A 26,788-nucleotide genomic window follows, 5' to 3' on the forward strand; every position below is an offset into this window, starting at 1 on the left:
GTCTCAATCCCCCGCCGCGCGACCTTTGAGGGCGATGATGCCCCTTGGTCGGAACTGGATGAAAACAATGATGAAGACGATCATGTAGGTTTGTGCCGCAAGGGTGTTCGAGGGGTTCATCCACTCGATCCCTTTTTGCAGGAAGCCGATCATCCCCGCCCCGGCCAGTGCCCCCCAGATGTTGCCAACGCCGCCTACGACCACGGTCATGAAGCTTTGAACAATATAGTCGCTGCCCAGATCCGACGTGACCTTGGCAAAAAGGCCAATGGCGACCCCTGCAATCCCGGCGATGCCGGAACCCAAGCCAAAGGTCAGCATATTCACCCGCCCGGGATTGATCCCCATTGATCCAGCCATGCGTGGGTTCTGCGTAACCGCGCGCATCTCAAGACCCAGCCGTGTGCGTTTCATGATGTACAGGAACAGCCCCAGAAAGATCAGAGCCAGCACGAAGATCGCGATGCGGATATAGCTGATCGAAACCACATCATTCAGCACCCACGCCCCATCCAGCCAACCCGGCGCTGTCAGTGGACGGGCCTGCGTGCCAAAAATGTTCTTGGCCAGTTGTTGCAGGGCAATTGAGATGCCGAATGTCGCAAGAAGCGTCTCGAGCGGGCGGGCATAGAGCCAGCGGATCACCAACCGCTCCATCGCGACACCCATGGCGAAGGTGACGGCAAAGGCCATCGGGATCGCGACGATAATCGACAGCGTGTGGTCGGGGATGAATTGCTGAACGACATAGCCCGTATAGGCACCCATCATGATGAATTCGCCATGGGCCATATTGATCACGCCCATCACCCCAAAAGTGATGGCCAAGCCGATGGCCGCCAGAAAATAGATTGATGCCAGTGAGATCGCGTCCAGCAACAGGTCGAGTGTCTGGTTCAACCCGACCTTGAATTCAATATGATCCAAAGCCTTCTCGGCAGCGGCAGTTACCGTAGGCGAGGCCTCGCGATAGGTTTCAAAGAAGACATGTTTGCCCAGCGCGTCATCGATATCCGCCTCTGTTACCAACGCGGAAACCGCCCCCGTTTCAGCCAAGGCGGCATATGCTTGCGTGCGAGCGGTTTCGTTGTTCAATTGTGCAACCGGGACGCCACCGACGCGGCCTCGGTCGATATTCGCTGACAAAGCCGTGCGGATGTCGTCCTGAGACACACGCGGAGCCGCAAGGTTGCTGGCGACCAGCAAGTCATATGCTTCGTCCCGCGACAAGGCCTCTGATCCGGGTTCCAGAACGATAGCGATATTCTCATCCGTCGGCAGATTCGGCGCGACCATTCGTGTGGTCACCACCAAAGGGTTCAGCGCCGCGCGCACGTCGACACCCAAGTCGTTTGACATTTCCTCAACCGCAGCCACGCGAGCCGCGGTGTCTGCGTCGTACCCAATGGTCAGCAATCGTTCGAGCCGCTGTTTCTGCGCCTTCAAATCTGCATCCGTTTCATCCTCGATCGAGGCGCGCAAAGGTTCAAGCAGAGCGCCTTCGGGGTCACGTTGAATAGATTGCAGAGCGGCCAGGCGCCTTTTTCGATCCTGATCGGTCAGTTGGTACTGCACCAAAGCGGTCCCGATCATGGCGCGGACGCCGCTGTTGGGTTTCAATTGTTTCAGATCGGATTTCTCGTAAGTGCCGATTACCTCGCCTGTGTCGAAATCGGTCAGCTCGTATGACCGCCCTTCAACCCTTTTTCCCGCAAAGAACAAACTATCGGATTTGCGCATCCACATGTCCTTGGCGGCCCATGTTTCAAGCATCACCTGCGCTTGTGGTAACCCACTGGCCGTAATCGCATCAATCGCCGGTTTGATCGTCTTGCGCGAGCTCTTGGCGATGATCTCCTGATGGCTTTGCAAGATCGGCTCCAGGCCAGCCTCTTGCGCGTTGGCGGGCAGGCAGGCAAACAGAATTGCGAGGCTCGCAAGGAATAGTCGAAACATGTGGTGAAACCCGTGTGTCTTGGCGGCAAGGCGGGCGATTACACCCGCCTTGCTTGCAGATTAGTAGTTCGACAGGGTCTGAACGCACGTCTTGGTTTCGGTGTTGTACATACCGCAACCAAGATCCTTCCAATCCGATTTCAGGACCGCCGATTCCGGCAGGTAATCGGTCCAGGCGTCGCCTGGCACAACATCTGTCTCGCTAATGATGTCGAACTGGCCGTCTTCCTGAATCTCGCCAATCAGAACCGGCTTGGCGAGGTGGTGGTTCGGCAGCATGACAGCAGTACCACCGGTCAAGTTCGGGAATTCCTGCCCGTACATCGCGGCGCGCACAGCGTCGACTTCGGTTGAACCGGCTGCGGTCGCGGCGTTCACCCACATGTTAAAGCCGATGTAATGCGCCTCCATCGGATCGTTCGTCACGCGCCCGTCGCCCATGGTGGCTTTCCAGGTGTCAACGAATTCGGCGTTCTCATCGGTGTCGGCCGACTGAAAGTAGTTCCAAGCCGCTAGATGGCCGACAAGGTTGGCGGTATCGAGACCCGACAACTCCTCTTCCCCGACCGAGAAGGCCACAACCGGGATGTCATCCGCCGATACGCCGGACGCGGCCAGTTCCTTGTAAAAGCCGATATTTGCATCACCATTGATGGTCGAGATCACGCCAACCTTCTTGCCATCTGCGCCCAGCGCAACCACGTCAGCCACGATCTTGGACCAGTCGGAATGGCCGAAGGGCGTGTAGTTGACGAAGATATCGTCATCCGCGATGCCCTTCTGCTTCAGATAGCTTTCCAAAATATTGTTCGTGGTTCTGGGATAGACATAGTCGGTGCCAAGCAACGCAAATTTCTCGACTCCCAGTTCATCCAGGAAATAGTCGGTCGCAGGGATTGCCTGTTGGTTTGGCGCGGCACCGGTGTAGAACACGTTTTTCGAGCTTTCTTCGCCCTCGTACTGAACCGGGTAAAACAAGAGACCGTTGAGTTCTTCGATCACCGGCAGAACCGACTTGCGACTGACCGATGTCCAGTTGCCAAAGATCACATCCACCTCGTGAACAGTCAGCAACTCACGCGCTTTTTCCGCGAACAAGGGCCAGTCCGATGCGGGGTCCACGACGACCGCTTCAAGCTGTTTACCCAACAGACCGCCTTTGGCGTTTTGCTGATCGATCAGCATGAGCATGGTGTCTTTCAGCGTCGTTTCCGAGATTGCCATCGTGCCCGAAAGCGAATGCAGCACTCCGACCTTGATCGTATCTTCGGCCGACAATGCAGCAGTAGCTATGGCCGCAAAGACAACCGATCCGGCGAGCGTGGATTTGAGCGGTTTCATGTAATCCTCCTGGCGGGGCCGGGAGAGAGGGCTTGCGCAAAGGCACGTTTCTCTTCTACCTGATCCCCGCAACTGTTGTTGCGTTTACGTGTGGCGGTTGTGTTCGAGGTCCAATTCGCGCAGCCGTCACACACCCCCGGGTCATCTCCGCGGTGGCACCTATACGGTTTCTGCATTGCAGCAAGATTGGCAACTTGCCTCTAACTCAATTTGCGGAATCAGCCAGAAGCGCCCAATTTTTCATCCAAGACTAAGGTCACTGTCTAAAAATTAGACGCACGATGTGGAAATAAGCAGTTTCCGACACTGCAAGTTAGTGTTCTGACCCTTCAACAGTGAAACAAGAGGCACCAAACCACGCGCTAAAGGTGCCTTATTACCCAAGTTTCAGCCATATTACCCACGCACAGTGCGGTGCCGCCGCGTGCTGCTGGCACCGTCAGTTTGAGCACCAAGAAATTGGGCGACAGAACGGTTCTGGACAAGTTTCGCCAGTCGGGGTCCTTTAAGTGCCTGTTTCCCAGAACCACGACGCCTGATCTTGATGCCGTTCTATTGAACACAGCAGGTGGCGTGACCGGAGGCGACACATTCCGGTTTTCCGGCAAGGCAGCGGAAGGCACGGCGCTGACATTGACAACACAAGCCTGCGAACGCGCTTACAAGGCTCAGCCCGAAGAATGCGGCCAGATCACCAACCATCTGACAGTCGAGACAGGCGCCCGGCTGAACTGGTTGCCGCAAGAAACCATTCTGTTCAATGGCTGCACTTTGGACCGACGCCTCAGGATCGACCTGTGCCCGGATGCCCAGACGCTGATGGTAGAGCCGCTGGTCTTTGGGCGCGCGGCCATGGGCGAAACATTGACCGATATCCGCCTAAACGATCGGATCGAGATACGGCGCGAAGGGGTGCCGGTGTTTCTGGATGCAATCCGGTTCTCTGGCGATTGGCACGCGCATATGTCCAAGCCGCATACCGCAAATGGCGCAGGGGCGATGGCGCTGATCGTCTTTGCCTCAAGGTCCGCCGCAGGTCAGTTGGACCCTGTTCGCGAAATGCTGCCCGAAACCGCCGGTGCAACCCTTATCCGGGACGACCTGCTGGTTATCCGTGTTCTGGCCAAAAGCAGCTTTGCCCTTCGGAGCGCGTTGATGCCGCTTTTGCGCAGACTGAACAAAGACACGTTACCCCGATGCTGGATGCTCTGACATGAACCTGACCCCTCGTGAAAAAGACAAACTGCTGGTCGCCATGGCAGCCGAGGTCGCCCGAAAACGGTTGGCCCGCGGCGTCAAGCTGAACCACCCCGAGGCTATCGCCCTGATCACCGATGCCGTGGTCGAGGGCGCGCGCGATGGTCGTTCGGTCGCCGATATGATGCAAGCCGGGGCCGAAGTGATCACCCGAGGCCAATGCATGGAAGGCGTGCCCGAGATGATCCACGAGGTACAGGTCGAAGCCACCTTCCCGGATGGCACCAAGCTTGTAACAGTCCACAACCCCATTCGCTAATTACCAAAGGAGATACAAATGAACCGCATGCTCTTTCCCGCTCTTATTCTGGCTGGTCCGGCCATGGCCCACACGGACACTCATGTTCATGCACACGGCAGCGATTACGCCGCGTTGGCAGCTGGGTTGGCCTTGATCGCCGTCATCGCCATCACCGTGATCTTGAAGCTGCCGAAATGATCCCAGGTGAGATCATACCTGCCGACGGGTCACTGACGCTCAACGCCGGTCGCAGCAGCCGTCTTGTTGTTGTCGCCAATACTGGTGATCGGCCAGTTCAGGTCGGTAGCCACTACCACTTTGCCGAAGCAAACTCTGCCTTGGATTTCGACCGCTACGCGGCCTTGGGGATGCGGTTGGACATCCCAGCAGGCACCGCTGTGCGATTTGAACCGGGTCAAATTCGCGAAGTTATGTTGGTGCCATTTGAGGGGCGCCGGCACATCTACGGATTCAATATGCACATCATGGGGGCTTTGAAAGATGCCGGGCAAGATCAGTCGGGGTGATTATGCCTCTATGTTCGGCCCAACGGTCGGCGACAAAGTACGATTGGCGGATACCGATCTGATCATAGAGGTTGAAAAAGATCTGATCGTGGAACGCGCAACCGCTGCACGGTTCAGCGAAACCGGGCACCGTGAAGATGTGTATGGAGAAGAGGTCAAGTTCGGCGGTGGCAAAGTCATTCGCGACGGGATGGGCCAATCTCAGACCACACGCGCCGAGGGGGCCGTTGACACGGTCATCACGAACGCACTGATTGTAGATCATTCCGGAATTTACAAAGCGGATGTGGGGCTGAAGGACGGGCGTATCGCCAAGATCGGCAAAGCCGGAAACCCGGATACGCAGCCTGGCGTGGACATTATCATTGGCCCAGGAACCGAGGCAATTGCAGGCGAGGGCCGCATCCTGACGGCGGGCGGGTTCGACAGCCATATCCACTTTATCTGCCCACAACAGATCGAAGACGCCTTGCATTCCGGCCTGACGACAATGCTTGGCGGTGGTACCGGCCCGGCACATGGTACTTTGGCGACCACTTGCACCCCCGGCCCTTGGCATATCGGTCGGATGTTGCAAGCTGCGGATGCCTTTCCGATGAACCTTGCCTTTGCGGGCAAGGGCAATGCCTCACTACCCTCGGCGCTGGAGGAACAGGTCAAGGCCGGGGCCTGCGCGCTGAAACTGCACGAGGATTGGGGAACGACCCCTGCCGCCATCGACTGCTGCCTGTCAGTGGCCGATGCGATGGATGTTCAGGTGATGATCCACACCGATACGCTGAACGAATCCGGATTTGTCGAGAATACCGTGGCTGCCATGAAAGGTCGCACCATCCACGCCTTCCACACCGAAGGCGCAGGTGGTGGTCACGCCCCAGATATCATCAAAATCTGCGGTGAGAACCATGTTCTGCCGTCCTCGACCAACCCGACGCGACCGTTCACCGTGAATACGGTCGAAGAGCATCTGGATATGCTGATGGTCTGCCATCATCTCGACAAATCGATCCCCGAGGACGTGGCCTTTGCCGAAAGCCGCATCCGGCGCGAGACCATTGCCGCCGAAGATATCCTGCACGACATGGGCGCGTTCAGCATCATCGCCTCCGACAGTCAGGCCATGGGCCGTGTGGGCGAGGTGCTGATCCGTACATGGCAAACGGCTGATAAGATGAAGAAACAACGGGGCCGGCTGCCCGAGGAAACCGGGGACAACGACAACCTGCGCGTCCGCCGGTACATCGCGAAATACACCATCAACCCGGCTATCGCCCATGGGCTCAGCCATCAGATCGGCAGTATCGAAGAAGGCAAACGCGCTGACCTGGTGCTGTGGAACCCGGTGTTTTTCGGCGTGAAACCCGAAATGGTTCTGCTGGGCGGCACGATTGCCTGCGCGCAGATGGGCGATCCCAATGCCTCAATCCCGACACCGCAGCCTGTCTATAGCCGTCCGATGTTCGGGGCCTATGGCCGCTCGGTCGAGCATTCGGCGATCACATTTGTCTCTGAGGCCGCACAGACCGACGGGATTGGTGATTCACTGGGCTTGGCGAAGCAAACTGTCGCCGTGCACAACACGCGGAATATCGGCAAACGCGATCTGTTGCTGAACAATGCAACACCCCAGATCGATGTCGACCCGGAAACCTACGAGGTCCGCGCGGATGGTGAATTGCTAACCTGTCAGCCAGCCGAAGTTCTACCGATGGCACAGCGATACTTCATGTTCTGATTAAAAACTTCGCTGCATTGCAGCAAGCGCATCCCGGGCATGACCAATTGCCCACTACTAAGCGAGTGCAATATGACAGATACTATCACGCAAGGGAGGACCAACGTCTCGCAAGCATACGAGGGTCCCAATGGCACACACAGAAAATCAACCGCATTCCGGTTTTTCCGTATTCGGTCTGTTCTCGACGATTGGTTCGTCGATCTATTCGGCTCTTGCTCGATTGGCCGAAGCACGATCGCGCACCGATCAAATCCAGTTCCTGCAATCGCTGAGCGACGAAGAACTGCGCAAACGCGGCCTGTCCCGCGACCGTATCGTACAACACGTTTTCGCGGGTTCTATCTGGTAACAGCTGCCCGTTCCACAGAGGGGGCGTTGGCATGACTATCCTCCTTTGTACAGCACGGCAATATTCTGATCATTTACACGGCGAGCCTGCGGACGCCCTGTCACTGACCTATGATGACCGTTTTTTGCGCCGCAAGGTTCTGACCTGCGAAAGTGGCGAACAGATTCTTGTCGATCTGGCGCAAACGACGTCGTTGAACCACGGCGGCGCTTTGGTTCTGGATGACGGCCGCGAAGTAGAAATACAAGCTGCACCCGAAGCGTTGCTGGAAATAACAGCCCCGGATCTGACGCGCGTCGCTTGGCATATCGGCAACCGCCACACGCCTTGTCAGATCGAAAAGGATCATCTGCTGATCCAAGTCGATCACGTCATCCAAGACATGCTTTTGAAAATCGGGGCTTCGGTGCGGGAAGTGCATGAACCGTTCACCCCCGAAGGCGGGGCCTATGGCCATGGCAGGACTCATGGCCACGCCCACTGACGCCGACATCCTGACGCTGACGCAATGGTTGTCGCCCGCTTACCCTGTAGGGGGCTTTGCCTATTCTCACGGGCTAGAGACCGCAATTGACGAAGGGACCGTCACCGATTCACGAGGCACCCAAGCCTGGATTTCAGATGTGCTGGAACATGGTTCTGGTTGGAACGACGCTCTGTTCGTTGTTTCGGCATACAACGCGCAGGATAAAGATGAACTTATCGGCGTCGACGTTACTGCACGGGCCTTTTGCGCGTCGTCCGAAAGAAAAATGGAAACCGAGTTCCTAGGACAGGCATTCGGGACGGTGACTGGAAATGTCTGGGATTTAGACCTTCGAAAGTACTCCTATCCCGTCTCACTAGGCCACGCCGCGCGTTTGCAAGGCCTTCCCCTTTTGCTGACGACAAAGATGTTTCTGCAAGCCTTTGCAAGCAACCTGGCCTCTTGCGCAACACGCCTTGTGCCGTTGGGCCAGACCGCGTCTCAGAAAGTGATCCGAGAATTGACACCGCTATGCGCCCGTATTGCCGAAACGGCGCAAAAGGCCAGCCTGGATGATTTGAACTCGACAGCGTTCCTGACAGACATCGCGTCGATGAAACACGAAACACAGTATTCAAGGATGTTCCGAACATGAGCAGTATGAACGGCCCCCTGCGCGTTGGCATCGGTGGTCCGGTGGGCGCCGGAAAGACCACTTTGACCGCAGCGTTATCCGAAGCCCTGCGCGATGTCTGCTCAGTGGGCGTTATCACCAATGACATTTACACGCAGGAGGATGCCGAAGCGCTGATGCGCATGCAGATCCTGCCGCAAGACAGGATCATTGGCGTGGAAACCGGTGGGTGCCCACACACAGCGATCCGCGAAGACGCCTCGATTAATTTGGCTGCGGTCGCCGAAATGCAAGACCGCCATCCCGATCTTGATGTGGTTCTGATCGAAAGCGGCGGGGACAATTTATCGGCTACGTTCAGTCCGGAACTCGCAGACCTTACAATCTATGTGATTGACGTCGCCGCCGGAGAGGAAATTCCACGCAAAGGCGGGCCGGCGATTACGAAATCGGACATTCTGGTCATCAACAAAACCGACTTGGCGCCGCATGTTGGTGCTTCGTTAGAAGTTATGGAACGTGATGCGCAAAGAATGCGCAAAGGACGGCCGTTTTTGTTCTCGTCCCTTCGTCGCAGAAAAGGGGTCGACGCAATTGTGGACCTCCTTGTGAAAGGCGGAGGTCTAAGGATTTCGCAAGCGCGTTAGATCGCCAGCAAAGATGGTAAGTTGTCGGCACACAAAGCCGATGTTGGACATCGATTGAAGGGGTCAAAAGGACAATCGTGTTTTTCACGCTTGTCCGGAAGCTACCTAAGATTGGTGCGCACGATCATCCTGTGCGCACCAAACTCAACAGGTGCGGATTACAACTCTACAACCACTTTCCCGACCGCAGCTCCGCTCGTCAGGTGCGCATAGGCTGCGCCGACATCGGCCCACCCAAACTTGTGTTCGTCAACAATAGGTTTGAGCCCCCCTGCATCCGCCAGATTCGCCAATGTCTTGAGGATGTCACCATGGGTTTGCCGCCCGACATCATGCATCATCGGGATCAGCATGAAGACGACGTGCAGGGACAGACCTTTGAAATGCGCGGGCGTCAAATCAATCTCGACCATCGCAACGGTTGAGGCGACATGGCCGTTGAGCTTGGCCGCTGCGAATGAGTTTGTCATGTTCGGCCCACCAACGCTGTCGAACACCACATCAAAGCCCACGCCATCAGTGTGCGCAGCCACGTAGTCTTCAACCTTTTGCGTTGTGAAATCCAAAGGACGCGCACTCAACCCCTCAATCAGAGCCATCTGATCCGCGCCGCGACCTGTTGCGGACACTGTTGCACCAAGGTGACGGGCAATTTGCACTGCGACATGGCCAACGCCTCCGGCGCCGCCCTGTACCAGCACGGTCTGCCCATCGCCTACACCAGCACGGGTCAACCCTTCGTAGGCGGTGATACCGACGAGGGGCAGCGCTGCGGCCTCCCGCATACTCAGCGATTTGGGTTTGTGTGCAATCAGGCGGGCGTCTGCGTTCATGTACTCGACCAGAGTGCCAGGAAGGTCCATCAGACCACCGGCGCAGCCGTACACCTCATCACCTAGGGCAAAGTTTGTCACTCCGTCGCCCAATGCAACGACTGTGCCTGCAAAATCCATGCCAAGTACGGCAGGCAGCGCAGGGGACAGGGGCAGTTCTGCCCCCATGCTTCGGATCATCGTGTCGACTGTGTTGACGCTGGTGGCCGCCACCTGGACCACCACATGTCCGGGTGCCGCAACCGGGTCTGGCATTTCTGCGGGCTCAAACTGTGCGTCGGGTCCATAGGCATTCAGAACCATTGCTTTCATTGGGAAATTCCTTGTCTAGCACCACGCTGGGGCGCGCATCGAGATATCGGGCGCCTGGACGTAGTTATTTTGATGGGGGTTCAGTTGATATCTTGCACCTGCATAACCAGGTCGCCCCACTTACGCTGATTTTCGATGTCGTGTTCCAAACCTTGTTCATCCGCGATGGCAAACCGTTTGACAGCCGGGGTTTTGCTGGTGGCCTGATAAAGCCAATAGGCTTCGGCCTTCAGTGCCTCATGAATGGGTTTGTCGATGGATTCATAAACCATCTGCTTGCAGGCGTTGATCGACTCTGCCGGAAACTGCGCGATCCGTTCGGCCAGCGCGGTCACATATGGGCCAATCTCATCCGGCTCCAAAGCCTTGTTGATCGTTCCCAGACGCTCTGCATCATCCGCGTCATAATCCTGCGCGCTCAGGATGATCTCAAGCGCTTTGCCAAGGCCGGTTTGGCGTGCCATCCGCGACGCGCCACCGCCGCAGGGCAGGATGCCCATACCGACCTCCATCTGCATGAACTTGTACTTTCCCCGCGCGGCAAAACGCATGTCGAGCGCCAGTGCCAATTCGTGCCCGCCACCGCGTGCGAACCCTTCCAGCTTGGCAATAGTGGCCTGCGGCACCTTGCTGATCCGTTCGCAAACCGATTGCAGGTCCAACAGCTGTGCATCCTCGCGGGATACCGCCTCGGTCGACATGTCTTTGAGAAGATCGGTGTCGTAGTGGCAAACCCAGATTTCTGGGTTGGCGGATTGGAAGATCACTACTTTGGTGTCGCGGTCGCGCTCTAGCCGCATGGCCAGGCTGTTGAGGTCGGCCAACATTTCCTGGCCTTGCACGTTCACGGAACCGAAATTGAATGTCACCGTGGCGATACCTTTTTCAACGGCAACTTCAAAAGTTTGGAAGTTTTCGTATTTCATCAGGCAGTCCTTTCTTGGGCCTCGACGCGGCGCGCGTGAGGGGTGATAGGAGGTAAAGGTGGATGTGTGTTTGGGGCGGCCGCGCCGCCCAGATCAGCCTGTCTGGCTAATCAAGCCCTTGATTGTGTTCATGACGTCGGCCGCGTGATCTTTGTCGAGCGCTGCGGCATGTGGATCAGCGAAGGCCCCACTGTCATTGTCAAAATAGGCACCTGACGCGTCAGCAAACCGCCCACCCAGGGCCGCATCCATCAGTATATCAGCGCCAATGCTCATATCGTTCCCAGAAACACCAAAGCCCTCTTTCACCATCTTCGAGGCCAAAAGCGATCCGGGATTCACCGCGACCATCACCGGCCCATCGGGTTGTAATTTAGCCCATTCCCTTGTCCAGATCGTGATAGCCAGCTTGCTTTGGGCATAGGCCTCCATGTCTGTCAGCGGCACATTGCCCTGCATGGCCTTGACGTTTACCGGGGCCTGCGCCGCCGATGACAGGTTCACAACGCGCCCGTCTGCGGGAATGATCGGCCATAACAATTCGGTCAGCAGATAGGGGGCAAGCGTATTCACGACAAAGCGGATGTCCTGTCCATTCTCAAGCACCGTTTGCGGGGCTTTCAACACACCCGCGTTATTGATCAACATATCCAGTTGGTCATGTTTGGCGCGTATGGTTTCGGCCAGTTTTCGAACCGCGAACAGATCGCTTAGATCAGCGGTATAGGTTTCGACATTGCTACCGACTTCGGCGGCGGCGCTCTCCAATTTGGGTGCGCTGCGCCCGTGCAAAAGCACTTGGTGCCCGTCAGCGGCCAGTTTCTTTGCTGTCAGCAAGCCAATGCCGTCAGTTGAACCGGTGATAAGAACAGTCTTGGTCATCAGTTTTATCCTTTAGGAAAAGCCTGGCAGCACAACGTCTGCCAGACGTTCAAGTGTTGTGTCGATGGGTGCTTGATTGAACCTGAGGTTGAGCGCCACGTGATTGACCCCAAGGGTTTCAATCTCGCGAAGATAGTTGCACAGGAAATCAGTTCCGGACTGAAACCCAAGGTGGATCGGGCGCGGAGGTGCAGCGGGATCGGCAACGACATCGACATAAAGCGATTGCATAACCGGCTTGTCCGGTTGCCCTGCCGCCTTCGTGCGCGTTCGGTATTCCGCGATGACCCGCCCTTGGGCTGCGGCGTTGCGTGGATAGGTCATCCAACCGTCCCCGTTCTGTGCCACCCAATCGGAGGTTTGCTGGCTGCCACCAGTGATAAGCAACGGCAAACGCGTGCCATGCGGCTTTGGCAACAGATCAATGTCGCCAGACAGTGTGCCCTGCCCGCTTTCATGCGTGGGATAGCCCAATCCGACCGCGCGGATGTACTCAACACTATCGCGGAATCGTGCCCCCCGATCGTCAAAGCCCTTGCTCATCGCCGGGTACTCCTCGGGCCGGTCACCAGAAGCAACACCCAAGAGCAACCGACCACCCGATAGCACGTCCGCGGTTGCCGCCGCCTTGGCCACATGGGCTGGGTGACGCAGAGGCAGGATCACACTCGACGTTCCTAGCGCAATCCGGTCTGTCACCGTTGCCAGCGCACCCAAATAGACAAATGGATCGAAAACCTGTCCGGCATCACCAAAACTTGGAACATTGAAAGGCACGTCGCGCAACCAAAGTGCTGCAAACCCAAGGTCCTCTGCCCTCCGCGCGGCCTCTAAGTGGCCCTGCATCGTCGGCTCTGCGCCGACCGCATAGGGTTCAAGCGGCAACACAAGGCCGACACTCAGCCGGCCCTGACGAAACACCCGGTTGTAGGCAACATTGATCTGGGCAAACTCGGTAGGCTGGATTCTATTCAACATATCTGGCCCCCCATTAGTACCGCACCAAAGTGCGGCTCTCGATGCTCTTGCGAATGGTGGTGACGTTTGGATTCTCGATCATATCAAGCGCGCTATGCGCCACCGACGGTAGCCCTTGACTGTCGTAGATGTTGAAAAACGCAGCCTCGTCCGGCGTCATCTTGGAAAGATAGACCCATTCATGGTCAGGGTTTCCCACCAGCCCCATGATTTGCCCTTTGCGGTCGGGATAGATCAGGTCCAGCAGAATCCAGTCAGACGGGTCAACTGAAGACGGGCGAACAAAGCCCAGCGGGGCGGAATTGATCGGATGTTCCACAGGACGCCACACATTGACAAAGGCAAAGTGACCTTGCGCCCATTCAGCTGCGGTCTCGGCCCCCAGCAGATCGACAAGGCGCTGCTCAGCCCCGTCCTTGCTGTAGTCACTGTGGACGTTGCGCGCGGGCTTGCGCGTGGCACCGGGATCGTCGACCCGAACGGTGTGATCAAAAATCACAACCTCTTGCGCACTCAGCCTATCCAGAAGCATCCCGGTCAGTTCCGCATCATATGTCTGTTTCCAGGAGTCCCCGGTAAAATCCCGGACCTGCGATTTCAGCAATGTGAATTCTACGGCATCAGATGCAAATTTGACTGACGTTGCCTTCGTGCGGGTATCCGCCAGCGCAACAGTCGTTGGAGCCAGTTCTGGGGAAATCAGGTTGCCCGCAACCCCACCTGAATCAAGTTCAAAAGCTTGCCGATAGGGCTTGTGAACATGGTAGTTGACTGTGGCTGTCCGTGTCATCTGCGCCTCCTGCCTAGGCCCTTTTGCGTCTACGAAAGGGATTTAATGTCGATCAAATTGCAGATAAACCGCCAATATCAGGATTTATAATTCGGGTTTTGGATATAATGAGCCTTGATACAGATGCGCTCCGACTGTTTGTAAGGGCGGCAGAAATGCTCAACATCAGTGCTGCGGGGCGCACGTTGGGCATGGCCCCAGCTGTCTCCAGCGCAAAGCTTGCCAAGTTGGAACAGAGCCTGCGCTCTGAACTATTGCACCGAACGACCCGCAAAGTGTCGCTGTCTGTCGAAGGGGCCGATTTCCTGCCTTTCGCCCGCGAGATCATCGCGCAGGAAGAAGCCGCGCTTGCGGCCCTGGGCAAGCAGACGACAACGATCCGGGGCACATTGCGCTTTGCTGCGCCAAGCAGCTTTGCCCAACTCTACATCGCGCCGATCCTACCGACGTTTCTTCAACAGCACCCTGACCTCACATTGGACTTGCGCCTTTCTGATGTTCAGTTCGACCTGATCGAAGGCAGCTTTGACCTTGCACTTAGGAACGCGCCGCTTGTGGACACCAGCTTGAAAGGCCGCAAATTGGCCGATGACCGGCGCATCCTGTGCGCCGCGCCGCACTATCTTGAAACGCACGGAACCCCCAATACGCCCGCCGAACTGGCAAACCACCATCTGATCGCCTTCCAAAACCGTCAACCGCGCCCGCTGACAGGACCGGCAGGCGAACGTGCTGTATTCGACCCCGCATCTGCCAAAGGTCAATTGATTATCGACGACGGCCAAAGCCAGGTCTGCGCCACGCTGGCTGGGGCCGGTATTTCATTGAACGCATTATGGAGTGTGCATGAGCAACTGAAGTCAGGCCGGCTGACACAGGTTCTGCCGAACTTTGAAGCCGCAGAGGACAATGTCTTGTGGTTGATCTATCCCAAGTCCAACGTGCTATCCCCCAAAGTGCGGGTGTTCATGGACTTTCTGATCGCAGAGATTGGCGCAGCGCCACCATGGGAAGTATGAACCGGAAAAGATCTGTCGCCGTCGTGTGGGCACAGATCGGGTTCTATGGCATCAAGCGATGTTGATTTTGCCAAGGCCGCCAATCTAAGTCGATCGTTGCCGTACACGGCTTAACGTCCAATGCGCCAATGAAATCCTTGACCTACTTTGAAACAGAGTCCTTCATTGAGTGGAACATGATCAGAAAACACCGTTTGCACGACGGGTCAATCCAACAAGGGAAAGCATGCTGGTAGGGCGCAGGCGATAGTTCTGCTGAAACGGCAAGCAAAAATGTAGATGTCCGATATAGCGTCTTGGCTAAAAAAACATGGTTTGTCCAAGTATGCTGCTGCCTTTGCAGAACACGAAATCGAACATGGTGATCTTTCTGAGCTAACAGACGATGACCTTGTGACAATCGGCCTCCCCCTCGGACCAAGGCGGCGTTTCATGAAGGCTGTTCGCTTCGATGCAAAGGCAGACCTTGACCCACACAACACCGGTACCGGCCCCGAGATCATCGCGGAACGGCGACAGCTTACCGTCATGTTCATCGATTTGGTCGGATCAACGGAAATTTCACAACGCGTCGATCCGGAAGATCTGGCCGATGTTCTTCGACTTTTCAAAGAAACATGTGCTGCGTCGGTTGCTGCGTTTGATGGCCATATTGCCAGCTATTACGGCGATGGGATTATGGTCTTTTTTGGATTTCCCCACGCGCATGAAGATGATCCAGAGCGGGCAATTCGGGCGGGCCTGCAAATTATGAATGAAATGCCGAAAATTCGCACCCACGCGAAACTTAACGTCCGTATCGGAGTTGCGACCGGATTGGTTGTCGTCGGTGATCTACGTGGCGAAAACATGTTTGAGGACGGGACGGCGATGGGTGAGACACCGAACCTGGCCGCGCGCCTTCAGGCAATGGCGGATCCAGGAACGATGATCGTCGCCCCCAGCACGCATCAGTTGGCCGGTGATAGCTTCGAATACGTTCTGCGAGGCGCGTTCAAGCTCAAGGGTTTTGCTAAAGAGGTCGAAGCTTGGCAGGTGACGGGTGAGCGGCAAACCGTAAGCCGTTTTTTGGCAATAGATGATGTGTTGCTTAAGCCGTTGGTGGGTCGCTCCGCAGAATTAGAGACTCTCAATGACAAATGGACGCTTGCCAGCGGTGGTCAGGGACAGGTTGTGTTGGTGTCGGGCGAGCCTGGAATTGGCAAGTCGCGGCTGGTGGAAGAATTCAGGCAAAAATCTTCGGACTTGCCCGGCACGCAGATGCGATATCAGTGTTCTCCCTACCATTTTGCGACTGCGTTCTATCCTGTCATTCGACAACTTGAGAATGTCGCCAAGCTCCGTTCCGAAGACTCGAACGAGGCAAAGCTTGAAAAAATCCGTGCTGTTCTGGGCGATCAATCCAACGATGCATTGCAGCTGGCCGCGTCCCTTCTGTCCATCCCATTCGAGGATCAATTGGGGCCCCTGAATCTGACGCCTCAGCAACTCATGGATCAGTCATTAGACCTGCTGCTAGGCAATCTCACGTCGGAAGCAAAGGAGCAGCCGGTTCTATTCTTGTTTGAAGATGCGCATTGGATTGATCCAACGACCAAGCTGCTTTTGGACCGAATAGTGGAGCGAATTCGCGACCTTCCGGTTCTGGTCGTCATGACATTCAGGCCCGAGTACGACCCTGGCTGGACGCTGCAATCGAACCTCACGAAAGTTGTTTTGAAGCAGTTGGATTTTCAAGAGGTGAAGAGCATTGTGGACGAAGTCGCAAAAGGTGAGGTGATCTCGGACGAGATGTACGACGCGGTCGCGGCAAGATCTGACGGAGTGCCGTTATACATAGAGGAAGTGACCAAAGATCTCCTTGAATCGGGCATTCTGACCAAGGGCCGAGACACTTATACGATGGGTGGGGCCTCTCCGGCCAACTCGGTCCCCAGCACGTTACATGATGCACTTATGGCGCGCCTTGATCGTTTGAGCTCTGCCAAAGAGGTGGCCCAGATAGGGGCCGTAATCGGGCCTCAATTCACCTATCCTTTGATCTCTAAAGTGGCCGATATTGGCGATAAAGCGCTGCGTGCGAACCTGGAACTATTGGTAGAAGCAGGCATTGTTACCGTTTCTCGCGCCGAAGATTTTGAAACCTTCAGTTACTGTCATGCCCTCATTCGTGACACTGCCTACAACAGCCTATTAAAGCGGGAACGTCGCGTTCTGCACTCTCGCGTAGCGCAACAACTTGATGACACTTCGACGCACACGGGTGATGCCAGCCCAGAAGTGCTGGCCCATCATTACACTATGGCTGGCATGCGTAAGGAGGCCGTCAATTACCGGTATCTTGCCGGTCAGCGTGCTGTCCAACGATCCGCGAATACAGAGGCGAACACGCAGCTTTCCTTGGCGATCGAACAGTTGAGTGAACTGGAACAAAGCACTGAGCGAGACCGCAAAGAAATTGAGATTCAGGTTCTGAAAGCAGGCGTTCTACGATCAACCGCGGGGATTGCAGCGGATGAGACCGGCTCGGTCTACGCAAGGATCCGCGACCTGTGCGAACGCGTTGAAGAAACTGATCATCTGTTCCCGGTTCTGAACGGTTTGTATTCCTTTCATTTGGTGCGCGCCGAGTATGATTTGGCCAAGAACGTTGCCACGCAATTGCTGGAATTGGCGACTACAACACGCGAGACGCAGCACCAAATGGTGGCACATCGCGCCATGGGCGCCGTGTTGTTTCATATCGGGGAATTAGGTTCAGCATACGAGCATTTGAACAAGGCGTTAGAACTCTACAGCCGGAAACGTGATGGCCACCTCGCGTACATTTACGGGTCGGACCATGCGGCCATCACTTCGTGCTTTTTAAGTTTGGCCATGTGGATGCGCGGGGATCCAGACAACGCTCTTGAAGTTCAGACGCAAGCGGTGGCGGGCGCAGAAGAACTTGAGCATGCCCACAGCATTGCGCAGTCGCTGACCTATCTGTGCATGCTTTACCTAATGAGACGTGAACCTGAAAACGTACTCGGGGCTGTTGAAAAGCTTGAGGCGCTTTCAATCAAACACTCATTCACGTTCATGTCCTTGACTGCGACCCTCTGGCGAAGCTGGGTGAATGCGTATCTTTCGCCAAACCAGGAAACGATCCTTGCGTTACTGAAAGCTTCAGAAGCTTGGAGGGTAAGCGGGGCGGGAAACTATAAGCCGTTCTTTCTTACTCTGATTGCCGAACTCACACTTAAAACCGGTGATCGGGAAGGTGCCTTGAGCTTTTTGGCTCAGGCACGTGAATTCCAAAATCAAACCAATGAAGGATGGGCCCAATCTGAGACGGATCGGGTCTATGCGCTTGCGCTGTGCGAGAATGAAGTGGCCGAACAAGAGTTTCGTGAGGCTTTGAAATCTGCGAGGCGGCAGAAGGCAGGAATGCTCGAGCTACGCGTCTCGGTAGATTACATCAAGCAATGCAATCGTTTTGAACAAGCGCAAAGTGCCGACTTTGATCTAAGTGCCGTTTTAGAGAGGATCACAGGAGGTGAGCATACGACCGATGTGAGTGATGCATTGAAGCTAATTGCTGAAAAATCCGTCAGTTGAATCTCAGATATCCGCATGAAACGGCCGAAGCTGAAGCTTTTTGTTTTCGTTAGGTATTTGTGCAGATTTTGTAACGGCAATCGCGCAGTTTGTGTCCGTGCAGCCTTTTTTACGCACGCGGCGAATAGCTAGTTTTACCGTCCGCAACCCAGCAAAAAATAACCGGCTACAAACGGCTAGAATGGGTCGCAATCTCCTTCCATTGATGGCCTATCAGGAATTGGGCCCTTGTTCAGAAGATCCTACGGGCTCATCCAGATCCAACACTGCGGGGTCGATCATGCGTTTGTTTGCGCTCATCTTGACAGAATTCCGCATTGCCTCACTGCGCCGGAGCAATCGCCGGAAACGCGCTTCGTCGAGCATTAGCAGTGTCGAGGGGGCCAATGCCCGCACGTTTACGCGACGGGGCCGTTTCAACAGCATGGCCAATTGCCCGAACATTTCACCACGACCTAACCGCGTAGTATGTCTGCCGAGTTCCACTTCGACTGCCCCAGAAGCGATAAAGAATACACTCCCCGCGAATTCGTCTTTGGAAATGATCGTGTCACCCGCGTTGGCATATCGGGTTCGCAATGCTCTGCTGAGTTTCCTCAGTGACGCTTTGTCGAGATCAGAAAATAGTGGAAACTGCCGGACCAGATCCCGTCCTTTAAGGGCGATGTCCAGTACCGGACGCCCTTCAGACAAAGCACGTCGCGCCGCCACTTCCTGCATCAACACCGAATAGAGCTCTTCACCCACAAGGCCGTCCTCGCGCATGACCGCGTATTCACGCTCTTCCAGCCGCAGCGCCGTTCGCCGGATGAACCGCCGCTCCAGCTTTTCGGCGTAGCCTGGATATTGGAGCCGCAGTCCGTCAAGCGCTGCCTCAACCGCCTCGGATCGACGCGCCAACAGGTCGTCAAGCAATTCCGCAACCCGGCGGCCGTGGATTCGACGTATGCGCCCACGGACGAACCCATCAAGGTCCCGCAGGATCAGGCGCTGCATGAGCAGTCTTTCAAACCGATCCGTTGTAATACGCGTGAGTGGAAACGAGATTCGAAGCCGGTTGTGCAAAAAAACGGCGATCCGGAAAGACCTGCCGTAAACGACGGAGCGGTTTGACGCGCGCTGATAGCCGAGCCGCCCTCCGGTCCGTGCGCCTTCAATGAGGCGATCCGCGTCTGACAGAATCTTTTCACTCAGCACAGATGACATGGTGCGCTCTCGCATTCGGGCCAATACGGAATCCCGCTCTGCCCCAGCCAGCGCAATAAGGCCAAGTGTGATCCGATCACGATCAAGGATCTGCGCGCTGTCTTCAGCCGCGTTTACGGCCTCGTCGAGGCGTTCACTGAACTGTTTGGCTTCGTTTCTGACGATATCGTGGGTCAAGTCGTAGTTTTCTGCAATGCGGGACACGTCCTCGCGCACCGATTGCAAGGCGACGGCGACCACTTGGCGTGACAGTGCCGTATCAAGCGGAGAGAGCCTATCGAGCCCCAGTTTCGTGATCACTGCGCGCAAGGTTGTTCCCTGCACAATCAGTGTAAACAGCGTAAAGCCAGTGGCCAGGATGCCGACCAGTCGCTTGGTCTCCAGCGGGATATGCGTGCTTTCGGTGACTGCCAGCGCCAGCGCCAGTGTCACGGCACCCCGCAGTCCACCCCACAGCATCGCGGTGCGATAGGGGCGTTCAACAGCTGGCGACAGACCGATTGTCGTGAGTAATGGCAACAAGCCGAACAGAACCGCCGCCCGTGCAAACGCTGCAGCAAGAACCACCACAGCCAACAGGCCGAAGTCAGACGGCTGCACCCCTTCCAACAGTCTCGGAATCAGCAATGCCGCAAGAATAAAGATAAGCGCGCCCGCCCAATGTGCCAGCAGGTCCCATACTTCTTGAAGATTTGTCCAACCGGCCGGTGACAAACGACCGGGGCCCGTGAGGTTAAGCGTAAGACCTGCGGCCACCACGGCGATAACACCAGAAGCCCCGATGCTTTGTTCTGCAACGATATACGCGAGATAAGGCAGTGCAACGGAAATAGAAATTTGTGCCATATCCCAGCGGTCGACGAACGCCATCACCCAAACAGCCATGCGCGCCATGAGCCAACCGGTGAAAGCACCTCCTGCGATTAGCAGCGGAAATTGCCCCACAGCTTCACTTAGCAATGGGTCGGGCCTTCCGAGCATGACAAAGCTCATGAATAGTCCGAAAAGAGCAATGGCAGCGGCATCGTTAAGGAGGCTTTCGCCTTCGATAATTCGCGACAGCCTGCGCGGCGCGGAGATTGATCGAAAAATGCTGACAACCGCCGAAGGGTCAGTTGTCGACACAATTGCACCGATCAACAGACAGGCGGCCAGTGGCAGCGTACTTACCCAACTCAGCGCATAGCCAATGGAAAGTGTCGCCACGATCACCGCGACAACCGCCATCATCAGGATGGGCATCCAATCGTCCAGCATCCTGCGCAGGTTCATGCCAAGCGTCGCCTGAAAGAGCAATGTTGGCAGGAAAACATAGAGAAAGACGTTAGACCGGATCGGCAGGTCAATAATCGCTTGCGCGCCCGGGTTCAGCGCATCCGTCAGGTCGGTGTTAAGAAAGAATGCCGCGCCAAGCCCAATCACTATCCCAAGAACAGCGAGGATAACGCTGTAGGGCAAGCGCAATCGCGCGGCCAGTGGTTCCGCCACCCCGATTACAACAAAAAGAGAAGTGATGATGGTCGTAATGACGACGATATCCATCCATACGTATTACCTGAGAACTCGAACTAATGGAATCCACCCTTCAAGCGTTTCGACCACATCAGATCAAAGTGTTAATAAACACTCGCCAGGCTGTGCAGTTGCAGCCGATGCCAGCAGTGACGGGGCAAACTACGGCACCAGATCCACGATTTGACGGATTGAATAAGCCAACCGATTAGGCCGCTCGCAGGCGTTAGATTCCGATGACTTCAATGGGCACCAAACAACTTTAAGATCACTGGCCACATTCGGAGCAGTGCTATCCATCAAGCTGTGACCATGAAGAAGTTGCTCGGCGCGTAAGCTGCTAGCTTTCTTGTGGTACCCTCTGCCATATCAGCGGCAGAGGGCCTATTGCGTCACAGGTCCTTTCGGAAGATAATCTTGTCATCGTCCTCCGCCCAGAAATCGCGGATGCGCGCTTCTTCCTCATAGCCATTCTGAGCATAGAACTTGCGCGCGAGTGCAAAGTTATCAGTGCCAGATGTGTCTACGATTAAGATACGTTGCCCTTTGTCTTTCAAATACTGTTCCGCGGCCTTGACCAAGGCCGCGCCCAGACGTTTGCCTTGCAAGTCTGGGCGCACCGCGAGCGCGAGCATATTCCAGGTTCCGTCAGCAAGGTCTTCTGGAACGATGTAGCACAAGCCGACGGCTTCGTCGTCTGAGTGGCACGTAAGCCAGAGAGCTTCTGTTTCCCCTGACAACGTAGGTGCCAGCATATCCGGAAGCATCTCGCTTGGGAAAAGTCCTGTATTGTCCAGCACGGCTTTGAGACCCGGAATGTCGTCAGAAGACGTTGGCTTGATTATTGGATTTGTCATTTTCTAATTTACCTTAAGGCACGATGCGGGCAGCAATACGGAGCGGCTTTTTTCGACACTCCGACGCAATGTTTCAGCGCACCAAAAAGCACTGCAAGGCCAGTACCAGACTTTCTGTGTCTTTTCGTCAGTTACAAGCTGATTGACCTGCATACATTCCAAGTCCAGCACCAGCTGCCGTTGCAAGGGTCTGGCCCGTGCCTGAACCAACCTGATTGCCTAAGACGCCACCCAAGGCTGCACCCCCCAAAATCCCAGCGGCACATCGGGCGTCGTTTTGTGCTTGAGCCTGAGTTGGTGTTGTCGGGGCTCCACATGCTGCCAAGAGCAACGTGCCACCTAGCAGGCATACTACTGCTGTCTTCTTCATGTCGGTTTCCTTACGTTCACGCGTATGTCTTAGATGCTTGTTTCTGGACATGTAGGGTCTGCTCAACTGCTCTCCAACCCGTGGTCGATTTAGACGCGAAAACCCGCCTAGTGGCGCGGTGTTTCGCCAATTGAGCATTCTCGTCGCGCAGCTTTGGGGTGAACCACGCAGTTAATCAAGGCTTCCGGAGTTGCTCCACTTTAGTCGACGTGTGCCTTTGTGAAGCACATCGGCAATCTGTCACTGACCTGCGCCGTGTGGGTGCAGGGTTGAGGAGACGTACTTAACCACATCCACAAACTCCTCTACCATTTTCGAGTTCGCCGTCGCCCGTCGCGCGACGTAGAGTTCGATGCGTTGGCTGTCTGTCTGATACGGGATGCAGCTCAAACCCGCAGGTGCCAGGGTGCGGATCCAGGCTGGTGCCAGCCCGATGCCAACCCCGTGCGCCACCAGCTGCAACATGGTGGATTTGTCAATGACTTCGCAGGCGATGTCCGGTTGCCATCCTTGGGCACGAAAGCTGTTCCACAGCAGGTCATGCAGGATCGGGCGCGCGTGTTTTGGAAATCCGATAATCGGCTGATCGCGGATATCCGCCGCTGACAGCAATGCTCGGCCCGCTAGCTCGGATGCGGAGGGCAGCACCACAACGGCACCCTGCTGGTACAAAAGATCTGCGTGCAGAAATTCTTCCGTTGGGTGTTTGCGGACAAAAGCAATGTCGGTCCGATGGTTCGCAAGCTCTCTCGTATGGTAGTCCGAAGACGAAATCTCAAGAATGTCCACGTGCACCGAAGGTTGCCGTTTGCGGAATTCCATCAGCGCCGGCGGCAACAGCATCGAGATTGCTTCGTCCACGCCGCTGACCCGCAGCGTTTTCAGCCCGCTGTCGGCCGTGTGTCGGGCTTTGGAAACGGATTTATCGATATCCGCCAGTATCCGTTTGGTGTCGCGCAGGAATTCGGACCCCGCTTGCGTCAGGCTGACTTGCCGGGTTGTTCGAAAAAACAGAGCAAAGCCCAGCTCGTGCTCTAAGGAAGAAATTCGGTCAGACAAGGCCGGCTGACTAAGGCCGAGGCGTTCGCCCGCCTTTCGAAAATGCAATTCTTCGGCGACGGCCACAAAGCACTGAAGTTGGCGAAGTTCCAAGTCACACTACCCCGGCTAATGTATGACGCGCACCCGTTGCCGTTCTCCCAGTCCGCTTTCATATTTGCGGATCGCGTCGGCGAAATCCAGCGAGTTCAGGGTGTCGTCGCGGCCCTCAAGATGGGCGATTTGCGTCGCGTCGTCCATTTCAAACGGCAGCTCTGCCTCTCCGTGTCTGATGACCCGATTTTCGATATCAATCGTATAGCTGGCACCATCCTCATGGGACGCCGCTTGCATCAACTGATCCCGAACCTCAGGACTGACGATGGGCAAGGCAAGGCCATTCTTGCGCGCGTTGTCGTAGAAAATGCCCGCAAAGCTGGTGCCGATGATGCCCTGAATACCCAGTTGAACCAGCCCCCAGACCGCATGTTCCCGGCTGGACCCACAACCAAAATTGTCGCCGACGATCAGTATCCTAGCCTCGTGCCAGGGATGTGTGTTCAGCACAAAATCCGTGCGCGGCGTATCGTCGTCGTGAAAGCGCAGGTCGGCGAATGTGCCATCCGCCAGCCCTTCGCGCGTGATCGTGATCAGAAAGCGTTTGGGCATGATCACATCGGTGTCGACATTGGCAAGCGGCAAGGCGGCGGCCAGCCCGTGAACAGTTTTTGGCATCTAGTCCACTCCTTCACTCAGGAATTCGCGTACATCCGCGATCCGACCATGGATGGCTGCGGCCGCCACCATTTCCGGGCTCATCAAATGGGTGCGTGCCCCGCGGCCTTGCCGACCTTCAAAATTGCGGTTGGTCGAGGACGCAATTCGTTCGCCATCCATGGCGATATCGTCATTCATCGCAAGGCACATCGAACACCCGCTTTCCGGGCGCCAGTCAAAGCCCGCTTCTTTGAACACCCGGTCGATCCCCTCAGCCTCGGCCTGCAGGCGGGTAAAGGTCGAACCCGGAACGACGATGGCGTTCACCGACGCGGCAACCTTTTTGCCATTCAGGATTTTGGCTGCGGCGCGCAGATCCTCGATACGGCTGTTGGTGCATGAGCCGATAAAGGCGCTGTCGATTTCAATGTCGGTCATCGCCTGCCCCGCTTTCAGGTCCATATAGCCCAGCGCCCGGTTCAGCGCCTCGCGTGCCTTGGGCGTCATCCCTTCGGTCTCGGCAGGGACTGAGCCGTCAACTGGCACCGACTGATCCGGGCTGGTACCCCAGCTGACAAGCGGGGCAATGTCGGCGGCGTCAATCTCAAACACCGTGTCATATTCCGCGCCGGGGTCAGCGTTCCAGTCCAGACCGCCAAAATCCAGCGTATCGCTATGCGAGCGGCCCTTGATTCTCTCAAGCGCCTTTTTGTCGGCACCGATCAGGGCGGCCCGTCCGCCCAGCTCGACCGCCATGTTGCAGATCGTCATCCGCCCAGACATTTCCTGTGCACGGATGGCCGAGCCTGAAAACTCGACAGCATAGCCATTGGCGCCGCCTGCACCGACCACCTGAACCACCTTCATGATGACGTCCTTGGCGGTCACACCGGGGGCGAGATCGCCATCGATATTGATCAACATGGTTTTCAGCCGCTTATAGCGCAGGGTCTGCGTCGCCAGCACATGTTCAACCTCAGACGTGCCAATGCCAAAACTCAACGCACCAAAGGCCCCATAGGTTGTGGTGTGGCTGTCGCCGCAGGCAATCAGCATCCCTGGCGCGACAAGCCCCTGTTCGGGGACAACAACATGCTCGATCCCCTGACGGCAGTCACCCAGACCATAAAAGGCGATGTTGTGCTTTTTGCAATTGGCTTCCAGATTGTCGATCAGCAGCTTGGACGCCGCATCATGCGGATCGCGCTGCCGTGTAGCGTTCACGTGATCAACGACCGACAAATGGGCCTCGGGCCGCCAGACAGAGAGCCCTTTCTGATCCAGCCCGGAAAAGGCCTGCGGGCTGGTGTATTCATTCATGATATGGAAATCGACATAGATCAGCATGTCGCCGTCCGGCAGGTCGCAGACCTTATGTGCGTCCACCAGTTTATCGTAAAGCGTCCTGCTCATTCGGCGGCATCCTTCTGATCGATTTGCCGCAGGAAAAATGCGCGCATTCGGCTTGCTATTTCGTCTGGGATCTCTTCGGCCATGTAATGCGTGGCATCAACGGCCTCTCCCTCGACCCAGTGCGCCCGCGCTTGCCACAGCGCCATCGCGTCAAAACAGGTCTCGATCACCCCGCGCTTGGCCCACAGGACCATAAGCGGTTGTTGTACCTTCCGCCCGTCGTCCCGATCGTCATGTTCGATGTCGATGGTCGCAGCGGCACGGTAATCTTCGCAAGTGGCATGGATGGCCTCGGGTGTGCTAAAGGCCGCGATGTATTCGTCAAGCGCCTCGGCGGTAAAGGGACTTTCACCTTTAGCCTGATTGAAGCATTTGAGTTTCCAGAACTGTGCGGGGTCATTGCCGATGATCTGTTCCGGGATGGGGTGTTTCTGAATCAGAAAGAACCAGTGCCAATAGGCGGTGGCAAACTCCTTCGAGGTGTCGCGATACATTTCACGCGTCGGAGCGATATCCAGTAGGACCATCGCCTGGACATTCTGTGGATGATCCAGAGCCATTCGATGCGTGACGCGCGCACCTCTATCATGGGCACCAACCAGAAAAGTCTCATGTCCCATCTGAGACATGACCGAGACCATGTCCTTTGCCATTTCGCGCTTCGAATAAGGCGTATGCTGATCATCCGAGGCGGGTTTGGACGATCGACCATATCCGCGCAGGTCGGGACAGATGACATGGAACTGATCTGTGAACTGCGGGGCAACGGCATGCCACATGGCCGATGTCTGCGGATAGCCGTGCAACAACAAAAGGCCCGGATTGCCGGGGTCGCCCCCGTGACGAACAAAAATCTTCTGCTCGCCGACATTCAGAGTCAGTTCCTCGAAATCCAGAAACATACCGGAACGCTCCGCGAAAATGGGTTGTTATTCACGATACCCGACTTTTACACCGATATTGATCGAATATACTGATCAATTCTTCTGAAAGATCATCGCCGCCCAAGCATGTACTCTCGCTCAGCATCTTTGATCGGGTCAGACCGACCTGAAAAAAAGGGCAAAGGCAACAAAGTTCTGAATCTTCGATCTGCCGTTCCCGTTAAAAACGAGGCAGTCAATGCGTTCCAGACCTCGGATGACTCGCCTTTGGATAGTCCACCACACCTAGGTCAAA

Annotated in this window: 25 protein-coding genes; 11 read left to right on the forward strand and 14 right to left on the reverse strand. The window is 56.0% G+C overall.

Translation table 11 applies throughout. The features are described from left to right. Positions 1 to 3: 3 nt before the first annotated feature. Together urtB and urtA are read right to left on the reverse strand one after the other, a co-directional pair. Positions 4 to 1,956: an urea ABC transporter permease subunit UrtB gene (gene urtB, locus ACR0M2_RS18095; RefSeq protein WP_480706415.1), complete on the reverse strand. Its 1,953-nt coding sequence runs from the start codon at positions 1,954 to 1,956 to the stop codon at positions 4 to 6. A gap of 60 nt (positions 1,957 to 2,016) precedes the next feature. After that, positions 2,017 to 3,297, reverse strand: a complete 1,281-nt coding sequence (urtA, locus tag ACR0M2_RS18100; RefSeq protein ID WP_170362035.1) for an urea ABC transporter substrate-binding protein — start codon at positions 3,295 to 3,297, stop codon at positions 2,017 to 2,019. Between the two features lie 444 nt (positions 3,298 to 3,741). Here urtA and ACR0M2_RS18105 point away from each other — a divergent pair, with 444 nt between their 5' ends. From ACR0M2_RS18105 to ureG, 9 genes are all read left to right on the forward strand, one after another. Further along, positions 3,742 to 4,509: an urease accessory protein UreD gene (locus ACR0M2_RS18105; protein ID WP_217356084.1), complete on the forward strand. Its 768-nt coding sequence runs from the start codon at positions 3,742 to 3,744 to the stop codon at positions 4,507 to 4,509. Position 4,510: 1 nt separating this feature from the next. Beyond that, positions 4,511 to 4,813, forward strand: a complete 303-nt coding sequence (locus tag ACR0M2_RS18110; protein ID WP_170350819.1) for an urease subunit gamma — start codon at positions 4,511 to 4,513, stop codon at positions 4,811 to 4,813. 18 nt (positions 4,814 to 4,831) lie between these two features. Beyond that, positions 4,832 to 4,993 carry a hypothetical protein gene (locus ACR0M2_RS18115; RefSeq protein ID WP_170350818.1) on the forward strand — a complete coding sequence of 54 codons (162 nt, stop codon included), beginning with the start codon at positions 4,832 to 4,834 and terminating at the stop codon, positions 4,991 to 4,993. Further along, positions 4,990 to 5,322, forward strand: a complete 333-nt coding sequence (locus ACR0M2_RS18120) for an urease subunit beta (protein ID WP_170362032.1) — start codon at positions 4,990 to 4,992, stop codon at positions 5,320 to 5,322. Before ACR0M2_RS18115 ends, ACR0M2_RS18120 begins: the two co-directional genes overlap by 4 nt. Then, the gene (ureC, locus tag ACR0M2_RS18125) at positions 5,297 to 7,057 is read left to right on the forward strand and encodes an urease subunit alpha (protein ID WP_480706416.1); all 1,761 of its coding nucleotides are present in this window, start codon (positions 5,297 to 5,299) and stop codon (positions 7,055 to 7,057) included. Before ACR0M2_RS18120 ends, ureC begins: the two co-directional genes overlap by 26 nt. A 130-nt stretch (positions 7,058 to 7,187) precedes the next feature. Then, the gene (locus tag ACR0M2_RS18130) at positions 7,188 to 7,409 is read left to right on the forward strand and encodes a DUF1127 domain-containing protein (RefSeq protein WP_170350815.1); all 222 of its coding nucleotides are present in this window, start codon (positions 7,188 to 7,190) and stop codon (positions 7,407 to 7,409) included. 31 nt (positions 7,410 to 7,440) lie between these two features. After that, positions 7,441 to 7,893: an urease accessory protein UreE gene (locus tag ACR0M2_RS18135; RefSeq protein WP_170350814.1), complete on the forward strand. Its 453-nt coding sequence runs from the start codon at positions 7,441 to 7,443 to the stop codon at positions 7,891 to 7,893. Then, positions 7,865 to 8,530: an urease accessory protein UreF gene (locus ACR0M2_RS18140; protein ID WP_254437270.1), complete on the forward strand. Its 666-nt coding sequence runs from the start codon at positions 7,865 to 7,867 to the stop codon at positions 8,528 to 8,530. The genes ACR0M2_RS18135 and ACR0M2_RS18140 overlap by 29 nt, the downstream gene beginning before the upstream one ends. Further along, positions 8,527 to 9,156, forward strand: a complete 630-nt coding sequence (ureG, locus tag ACR0M2_RS18145) for an urease accessory protein UreG (protein WP_170350812.1) — start codon at positions 8,527 to 8,529, stop codon at positions 9,154 to 9,156. Before ACR0M2_RS18140 ends, ureG begins: the two co-directional genes overlap by 4 nt. A 158-nt stretch (positions 9,157 to 9,314) precedes the next feature. Here ureG and ACR0M2_RS18150 read toward each other — a convergent pair whose 3' ends face one another. The 5 genes from ACR0M2_RS18150 to ACR0M2_RS18170 all read right to left on the reverse strand — a co-directional run bounded on the left by ACR0M2_RS18150 (position 9,315) and on the right by ACR0M2_RS18170 (position 13,877). Continuing rightward, positions 9,315 to 10,301, reverse strand: coding sequence for a zinc-dependent alcohol dehydrogenase family protein (locus ACR0M2_RS18150; RefSeq protein ID WP_480706418.1), 987 nt, complete (start codon positions 10,299 to 10,301; stop codon positions 9,315 to 9,317). 80 nt (positions 10,302 to 10,381) lie between these two features. Continuing rightward, positions 10,382 to 11,227: an enoyl-CoA hydratase/isomerase family protein gene (locus tag ACR0M2_RS18155; protein ID WP_170350810.1), complete on the reverse strand. Its 846-nt coding sequence runs from the start codon at positions 11,225 to 11,227 to the stop codon at positions 10,382 to 10,384. Between the two features lie 93 nt (positions 11,228 to 11,320). Beyond that, positions 11,321 to 12,109 (reverse strand): SDR family NAD(P)-dependent oxidoreductase, encoded by a 789-nt coding sequence (locus tag ACR0M2_RS18160; protein WP_480706420.1) that lies wholly within the window; start codon positions 12,107 to 12,109, stop codon positions 11,321 to 11,323. Positions 12,110 to 12,121: 12 nt separating this feature from the next. Beyond that, complete coding sequence (locus ACR0M2_RS18165; protein WP_480706421.1) at positions 12,122 to 13,087, reverse strand: LLM class oxidoreductase; 966 nt, start codon at positions 13,085 to 13,087, stop codon at positions 12,122 to 12,124. A gap of 13 nt (positions 13,088 to 13,100) precedes the next feature. Continuing rightward, the gene (locus tag ACR0M2_RS18170) at positions 13,101 to 13,877 is read right to left on the reverse strand and encodes a CmcJ/NvfI family oxidoreductase (protein WP_480706423.1); all 777 of its coding nucleotides are present in this window, start codon (positions 13,875 to 13,877) and stop codon (positions 13,101 to 13,103) included. A gap of 107 nt (positions 13,878 to 13,984) precedes the next feature. On the opposite strand from ACR0M2_RS18170, the gene ACR0M2_RS18175 reads away from it, so the two are divergent. Continuing rightward, positions 13,985 to 14,896 carry a LysR family transcriptional regulator gene (locus ACR0M2_RS18175; RefSeq protein WP_170378113.1) on the forward strand — a complete coding sequence of 304 codons (912 nt, stop codon included), beginning with the start codon at positions 13,985 to 13,987 and terminating at the stop codon, positions 14,894 to 14,896. Between the two features lie 279 nt (positions 14,897 to 15,175). After that, a complete protein-coding gene (locus ACR0M2_RS18180) occupies positions 15,176 to 18,496 on the forward strand; it encodes an ATP-binding protein (protein ID WP_480706425.1) in 3,321 nt (1,106 codons plus the stop codon). Positions 18,497 to 18,709: 213 nt separating this feature from the next. On the opposite strand, the gene ACR0M2_RS18185 is transcribed toward ACR0M2_RS18180, so the two are convergent. From ACR0M2_RS18185 to ACR0M2_RS18215, 7 genes are all read right to left on the reverse strand, one after another. Next, positions 18,710 to 21,244, reverse strand: a complete 2,535-nt coding sequence (locus ACR0M2_RS18185; protein ID WP_480690011.1) for a cation:proton antiporter — start codon at positions 21,242 to 21,244, stop codon at positions 18,710 to 18,712. Positions 21,245 to 21,606: 362 nt separating this feature from the next. Then, complete coding sequence (locus ACR0M2_RS18190; RefSeq protein WP_480706427.1) at positions 21,607 to 22,071, reverse strand: GNAT family N-acetyltransferase; 465 nt, start codon at positions 22,069 to 22,071, stop codon at positions 21,607 to 21,609. A gap of 127 nt (positions 22,072 to 22,198) precedes the next feature. After that, entirely contained in the window at positions 22,199 to 22,579 is a 381-nt protein-coding gene (locus ACR0M2_RS18195; RefSeq protein WP_368039771.1) for a glycine zipper 2TM domain-containing protein, read from the reverse strand. A 102-nt stretch (positions 22,580 to 22,681) separates the two neighbouring features. Further along, positions 22,682 to 23,593 (reverse strand): LysR family transcriptional regulator, encoded by a 912-nt coding sequence (locus tag ACR0M2_RS18200; protein WP_480706429.1) that lies wholly within the window; start codon positions 23,591 to 23,593, stop codon positions 22,682 to 22,684. A gap of 15 nt (positions 23,594 to 23,608) precedes the next feature. Beyond that, entirely contained in the window at positions 23,609 to 24,214 is a 606-nt protein-coding gene (leuD, locus tag ACR0M2_RS18205) for a 3-isopropylmalate dehydratase small subunit (RefSeq protein ID WP_480706431.1), read from the reverse strand. Further along, positions 24,215 to 25,609: a 3-isopropylmalate dehydratase large subunit gene (gene leuC, locus ACR0M2_RS18210; protein WP_480706432.1), complete on the reverse strand. Its 1,395-nt coding sequence runs from the start codon at positions 25,607 to 25,609 to the stop codon at positions 24,215 to 24,217. It lies immediately after the preceding gene. Further along, on the reverse strand, positions 25,606 to 26,511 hold the full coding sequence (locus tag ACR0M2_RS18215) for an alpha/beta fold hydrolase (RefSeq protein WP_480706434.1): 906 nt from the start codon (positions 26,509 to 26,511) through the stop codon (positions 25,606 to 25,608). The genes leuC and ACR0M2_RS18215 overlap by 4 nt, the downstream gene beginning before the upstream one ends. Positions 26,512 to 26,788: the final 277 nt, after the last annotated feature.

The sequence above is a fragment of the Ruegeria sp. BE10 genome (assembly GCF_056538905.1).

What these genes read in the sequence shown, in the direction of transcription:
- ACR0M2_RS18165 (WP_480706421.1), bottom strand. Translation starts at nt 13,087, where the DNA reads ATGTTGAATAGAATCCAGCCTACCGAGTTTGCCCAGATCAATGTTGCC.
- ACR0M2_RS18215 (WP_480706434.1), bottom strand. Translation starts at nt 26,511, where the DNA reads ATGTTTCTGGATTTCGAGGAACTGACTCTGAATGTCGGCGAGCAGAAG.
- ACR0M2_RS18130 (WP_170350815.1), top strand. Translation starts at nt 7,188, where the DNA reads ATGGCACACACAGAAAATCAACCGCATTCCGGTTTTTCCGTATTCGGT.
- ACR0M2_RS18175 (WP_170378113.1), top strand. Translation starts at nt 13,985, where the DNA reads ATGAGCCTTGATACAGATGCGCTCCGACTGTTTGTAAGGGCGGCAGAA.
- ACR0M2_RS18140 (WP_254437270.1), top strand. Translation starts at nt 7,865, where the DNA reads ATGGCAGGACTCATGGCCACGCCCACTGACGCCGACATCCTGACGCTG.
- ACR0M2_RS18190 (WP_480706427.1), bottom strand. Translation starts at nt 22,071, where the DNA reads ATGACAAATCCAATAATCAAGCCAACGTCTTCTGACGACATTCCGGGT.
- ACR0M2_RS18135 (WP_170350814.1), top strand. Translation starts at nt 7,441, where the DNA reads ATGACTATCCTCCTTTGTACAGCACGGCAATATTCTGATCATTTACAC.
- ureG (WP_170350812.1), top strand. Translation starts at nt 8,527, where the DNA reads ATGAGCAGTATGAACGGCCCCCTGCGCGTTGGCATCGGTGGTCCGGTG.
- urtA (WP_170362035.1), bottom strand. Translation starts at nt 3,297, where the DNA reads ATGAAACCGCTCAAATCCACGCTCGCCGGATCGGTTGTCTTTGCGGCC.
- leuC (WP_480706432.1), bottom strand. Translation starts at nt 25,609, where the DNA reads ATGAGCAGGACGCTTTACGATAAACTGGTGGACGCACATAAGGTCTGC.
- ACR0M2_RS18195 (WP_368039771.1), bottom strand. Translation starts at nt 22,579, where the DNA reads ATGCTCAATTGGCGAAACACCGCGCCACTAGGCGGGTTTTCGCGTCTA.
- ACR0M2_RS18155 (WP_170350810.1), bottom strand. Translation starts at nt 11,227, where the DNA reads ATGAAATACGAAAACTTCCAAACTTTTGAAGTTGCCGTTGAAAAAGGT.
- ureC (WP_480706416.1), top strand. Translation starts at nt 5,297, where the DNA reads ATGCCGGGCAAGATCAGTCGGGGTGATTATGCCTCTATGTTCGGCCCA.
- ACR0M2_RS18185 (WP_480690011.1), bottom strand. Translation starts at nt 21,244, where the DNA reads ATGGATATCGTCGTCATTACGACCATCATCACTTCTCTTTTTGTTGTA.
- leuD (WP_480706431.1), bottom strand. Translation starts at nt 24,214, where the DNA reads ATGCCAAAAACTGTTCACGGGCTGGCCGCCGCCTTGCCGCTTGCCAAT.
- ACR0M2_RS18160 (WP_480706420.1), bottom strand. Translation starts at nt 12,109, where the DNA reads ATGACCAAGACTGTTCTTATCACCGGTTCAACTGACGGCATTGGCTTG.
- ACR0M2_RS18170 (WP_480706423.1), bottom strand. Translation starts at nt 13,877, where the DNA reads ATGACACGGACAGCCACAGTCAACTACCATGTTCACAAGCCCTATCGG.
- ACR0M2_RS18120 (WP_170362032.1), top strand. Translation starts at nt 4,990, where the DNA reads ATGATCCCAGGTGAGATCATACCTGCCGACGGGTCACTGACGCTCAAC.
- ACR0M2_RS18115 (WP_170350818.1), top strand. Translation starts at nt 4,832, where the DNA reads ATGAACCGCATGCTCTTTCCCGCTCTTATTCTGGCTGGTCCGGCCATG.
- ACR0M2_RS18180 (WP_480706425.1), top strand. Translation starts at nt 15,176, where the DNA reads ATGTCCGATATAGCGTCTTGGCTAAAAAAACATGGTTTGTCCAAGTAT.
- urtB (WP_480706415.1), bottom strand. Translation starts at nt 1,956, where the DNA reads ATGTTTCGACTATTCCTTGCGAGCCTCGCAATTCTGTTTGCCTGCCTG.
- ACR0M2_RS18150 (WP_480706418.1), bottom strand. Translation starts at nt 10,301, where the DNA reads ATGAAAGCAATGGTTCTGAATGCCTATGGACCCGACGCACAGTTTGAG.
- ACR0M2_RS18110 (WP_170350819.1), top strand. Translation starts at nt 4,511, where the DNA reads ATGAACCTGACCCCTCGTGAAAAAGACAAACTGCTGGTCGCCATGGCA.